The 3,631-nt window shown below is 36.4% G+C and carries 10 protein-coding genes; 3 read left to right on the top strand and 7 right to left on the bottom strand.

The window, feature by feature from the left end; translation table 11 throughout:
- The coding region (locus M0R36_11270; GenBank protein ID MCK9556370.1) for a hypothetical protein at window positions 1-313 on the top strand (313 nt) is incomplete at its 5' end.
- On the top strand, window positions 310-624 hold the full coding sequence (locus M0R36_11265) for a hypothetical protein (protein MCK9556369.1): 315 nt from the start codon (window positions 310-312) through the stop codon (window positions 622-624). The genes M0R36_11270 and M0R36_11265, both read left to right, overlap by 4 nt.
- Before the next feature lie 28 nt (window positions 625-652).
- Here M0R36_11265 and M0R36_11260 read toward each other — a convergent pair whose 3' ends face one another.
- The 4 genes from M0R36_11260 to M0R36_11245 are packed head-to-tail and all read right to left on the bottom strand — an operon-like array spanning window position 653 to window position 1,743.
- Window positions 653-835, bottom strand: coding sequence for a hypothetical protein (locus M0R36_11260; protein ID MCK9556368.1), 183 nt, complete (start codon window positions 833-835; stop codon window positions 653-655).
- 37 nt (window positions 836-872) lie between these two features.
- Entirely contained in the window at window positions 873-1,082 is a 210-nt protein-coding gene (locus tag M0R36_11255) for a hypothetical protein (GenBank protein ID MCK9556367.1), read from the bottom strand.
- The gene (locus tag M0R36_11250; GenBank protein MCK9556366.1) at window positions 1,079-1,234 is read right to left on the bottom strand and encodes a hypothetical protein; all 156 of its coding nucleotides are present in this window, start codon (window positions 1,232-1,234) and stop codon (window positions 1,079-1,081) included. Before M0R36_11250 ends, M0R36_11255 begins: the two co-directional genes overlap by 4 nt.
- A gap of 29 nt (window positions 1,235-1,263) precedes the next feature.
- On the bottom strand, window positions 1,264-1,743 hold the full coding sequence (locus M0R36_11245; protein ID MCK9556365.1) for a hypothetical protein: 480 nt from the start codon (window positions 1,741-1,743) through the stop codon (window positions 1,264-1,266).
- A 106-nt stretch (window positions 1,744-1,849) separates the two neighbouring features.
- On the opposite strand from M0R36_11245, the gene M0R36_11240 reads away from it, so the two are divergent.
- Window positions 1,850-2,404, top strand: a complete 555-nt coding sequence (locus M0R36_11240) for a hypothetical protein (GenBank protein ID MCK9556364.1) — start codon at window positions 1,850-1,852, stop codon at window positions 2,402-2,404.
- 45 nt (window positions 2,405-2,449) lie between these two features.
- Here M0R36_11240 and M0R36_11235 read toward each other — a convergent pair whose 3' ends face one another.
- The 3 genes from M0R36_11235 to M0R36_11225 are packed head-to-tail and all read right to left on the bottom strand — an operon-like array spanning window position 2,450 to window position 3,313.
- Complete coding sequence (locus tag M0R36_11235; GenBank protein ID MCK9556363.1) at window positions 2,450-2,770, bottom strand: hypothetical protein; 321 nt, start codon at window positions 2,768-2,770, stop codon at window positions 2,450-2,452.
- A 33-nt stretch (window positions 2,771-2,803) separates the two neighbouring features.
- A complete protein-coding gene (locus M0R36_11230; protein MCK9556362.1) occupies window positions 2,804-2,977 on the bottom strand; it encodes a hypothetical protein in 174 nt (57 codons plus the stop codon).
- Between the two features lie 30 nt (window positions 2,978-3,007).
- Window positions 3,008-3,313, bottom strand: a complete 306-nt coding sequence (locus M0R36_11225) for a hypothetical protein (GenBank protein MCK9556361.1) — start codon at window positions 3,311-3,313, stop codon at window positions 3,008-3,010.
- Window positions 3,314-3,631 lie beyond the last annotated feature (318 nt).

Below are 3,631 nucleotides of genomic sequence, written 5' to 3'. Positions count from 1 at the left end.
AGATGGTCAGGAAAATGCTAGCAGATATTTTAGGGATATGGAAATGGTTAGAGAAAGAGTTACACATCAAACAGAAAAGTATAGTTGGAATTTTGTATTCTTAGCTGCAAATCAAGATGCATTTTCTAGTGGAACAGCATTAGGAATTAATGGTGCTAATATTCTTAATTATAGGAATGATAGCACAGGAACATATTCCGCCTATAGCACCATCACAAATTATGTCAGCTCTGCAAGATGTTTAGGTGATTCTTCACAATTAAATGATCTATCGTCATATGTTCCTCAAGATGCAGATGGAGTGTGGAAATGAAAGCAATATTAACAATCGGGCATGGGGATTATAAATTCACAAAAGAAATGGAAGTTCCGGATGATAAATTGAACGATGCAATAGAAATTCCATTCATATATTATAGTGGAAAGTTTGATGAAAAAATAGAAGTAAATGCATATGAACCAATTGATTCCTATTCAAATCCAAATTTAAATATTGAATTAAAAGTAACTAAATTAATCTTCATGCTTGATAAAATAGAAACACTTCCATCCGGAGAAAAAGTAGCATTATTTACTCTTCCAGGTGGTGGATTAAAAACAACTGGCGATATACTGGAAATGTAAAGAATAAAAAAAGAGAGAGGGAGGAGGATTATTCCTCCCTCTTTTCTGCCCTTCCACATCCAGGTTTGGCTTGGAACTTCCCTTTATAGAATGGGCACTCTTCTTTGATGCATGGTTCCCATTGCTCCACCTCCTGTTCCGGAATAGGAACCCCACACCCGTCTTTCTCGTTTCTGTAATGTATGACTCTTTTTCTCCATGGGCACTTCATGAAGATCACCTCCCCCCTAATTATTTTTTTGCCTTCATTACATTGTCGGTTTAACGAGGATCCTTTCCCCGGTCACCTTGTTCACAATGATCAGGAATTCTGCCTCTTCATTCTCAAGAGATCTGAACATCACCACGAGATTGTTCCCGACGTTGGTTCCCATGTTGTCTAGGTCATGGAGAAAGGGATTTGATTTTTTCGGAAATGATTTGAGAGGTTTGAGATTGAACCCACTGAGTGTTTTCATGAATACCATCTTTCTATTTCGTTGAAGGCTTTGCTTATATCCGGATCATTGATATATTCCAAAAGCAAATCGTCCGCTTCCATATGACCTCCTTCTCCACCTCCCTCATCCTTGATTTCATTTAGCCTTTTGATCAATTCATCCTTTGTCATTCTCACCTCCTAATTTATTTTTTTTGTCCTCATTCTTCTTTCTCTCTGTATACATTCCCCAATTGAGTTGCAAAGACATTACAATTGGGAACTGTATATCCTCCTTGGTTAATTGGAATCTGAACTCTCATCCCATCAACCTCTTCAATCCTGACAACTCTGAAAACATAATCCAGAGTCTGCCTATTCCCCGTTACTAATGCACTCCCAATGACCTGGCCATTCATGATCATGGGAACTATTCTCCCATATACGTTATATTTGGTCATGATGTATCTCAGATCCTTATCATATGAAGGATCAGGATACGGATTAGGAGAAGGTTGAGGCTGTGGGTTGAAAGGACTAGGATTAAAAGGAAAATCATCATTGGTGAAAATAATAGATATTCCACCATTAGGATTGATATGAAAGCCTATTCCTTTTTCTACTTTTTTGTCTTCATACTTCTCCCCTGCGAAAAGAAGAGAATTGAAAAGAATGATAACGATAAAAAACAATTTAATCATAAACACCTCCAGATAATTTAGATATCTTAAGAGTATATATGTGGTTGTTATGTATAAAAAAAATTGAATATATTGAACAAAAATAAAAATAGGAGATAATATATAGATGGATTTCTATTTGGAATTTGTAGATAAATTATTAGAAAACAATACTATATTTAGTGATGACACTTTGGCAATAGATATAGAGAAATTTAAATCCGGTGAGATGAAAAGACTTTTTATTGTTGGTTTAATAGGATCCGGTAAAACAACGATATCACATAAGATATTATCGGATCTAAATGTTTCTGGTAAGAATCATGGTCATCTGGACGATTGTAAAAATAAAGTGGGAAATAGAACAAGTCCCGAATATTATAAGTGTGTTTATGAAATGATAAAAAACCCAAAATATAAAATTGTAGAGGGTGTAACTTTGATTCCTTTATATTTTAAAGATATAAATGTTAAGAATATAATGCTTAAAAATGCAATGATCGTAATGGGAACATCCTCTCTTGTATCTTCTCTTAGAGCTAAAGAAAGAGCAGAAGAAAGTGTTTTTGGTAAAGAATTTTGGAAAACATTTTTACAAAATTGGCAGGGAGAATTAAAGTTAAATCAAATAAAAAAAGACAGAATAAATGTTCCTGGTTCTACAGTTGAAAAAATAAGTTAATAAAAAAGATAGGATTTTTGTAATCCTATCTTAATCACCACCTAATTAATAGCTTTCACTTTCTAACAGTCCGTCGAATTCGGTCCGGGAAATCGCAGGCTCGATGTTGCGGAATTTCAGGCACTCTTCGGCTCGGTCAGGAGTGATGTGCACTGAAATTGCTCCGAATCCTTCCAGCGGCCTGAGTGCCGTGCAATACCCGTACCCTTCCCTTTCCTCCAGCTCCATCACGATCATGGGTTTGCCATCTACCCACCTTGTGATCAGGAGCCCCTCGACAACGATGAACTCATTCACATTTTGTCCGTGGGTATCTCTTTCATTTCCCAGAAGTACGATCCTGTTTTTGTCTACGTTTTTGTTCATGATGTCCTCCTTAAATTTTTTTCACATGCTGCTTCATTCCATTTTGTTTGCCGTTTTGTTCTGCCGGTCCACCACAAGTGTTCCGTCCACGGATACACAGGACAGTCTGCCCCATGCATCCGCAAAATACATTCCCAGCGTCCCGTCAGGAAGGAGGACGGCATCCTCAATCTCTCTTCCGTTTCTATCGAGGATTGTGTATTTCATACTTCACCTCCAGATTTTTTTATTCCATTCCTAGAAATCTTTGATGGCCCGGTAGTACACCAGACCATTTGCTTCGGCTTTCTCTGTGCAGATATACCGATGAATCCCCATTTCTCCGTATATCACTTCTTCAGCTTTCCGAAATTTTCCCTGGGTTATGAGATACACGTCGAGTGCATCCCATATATTCCCGGTGATCTGTTTCACTGTCGCGGTCTCCTCCTGGACCACCAGAATTACTTTCTGTTCTTTTTCCAGCTGCTGGTCCGTCCAGCAGCCATATTCTTTCGGTCTGAGTCCAAGTACAATCCTGATTTTCCTGATGATTTTTTCCATTTTATTTTCCTCCGTTAATTAATAGTATTAAGAAACCCTTTCATTTTTTTTATTTTTCTTTCCATCTTTCTCCTTTCTCACCACATTATATATGTAGTTTATACGAACAAAAAAATAAGAATATATTAATATTATAACCGAACCCTTCGGGATAAATCCATAGGATAAATATATTTAAAATATATGAACAAAAAAAAGGATTTAATGTGAACAAAAATAAATAGGGGAAAGAATAACATGTGTGATTTTTATTTGAAGTTTGCTAATAATTTACTTTTGGAACAAAAAATTCCAGTCGTAAACACTATTGAAACATTT

The sequence above is a fragment of the bacterium genome, from assembly GCA_023228325.1.
In the GTDB taxonomy this organism is placed as follows: domain Bacteria; phylum Auribacterota; class UBA6266; order UBA6266; family UBA6266; genus UBA6266.
Note: the sequence above shows the minus strand (reverse complement) of the source record. Positions and strands in the feature narration are given on the sequence as shown.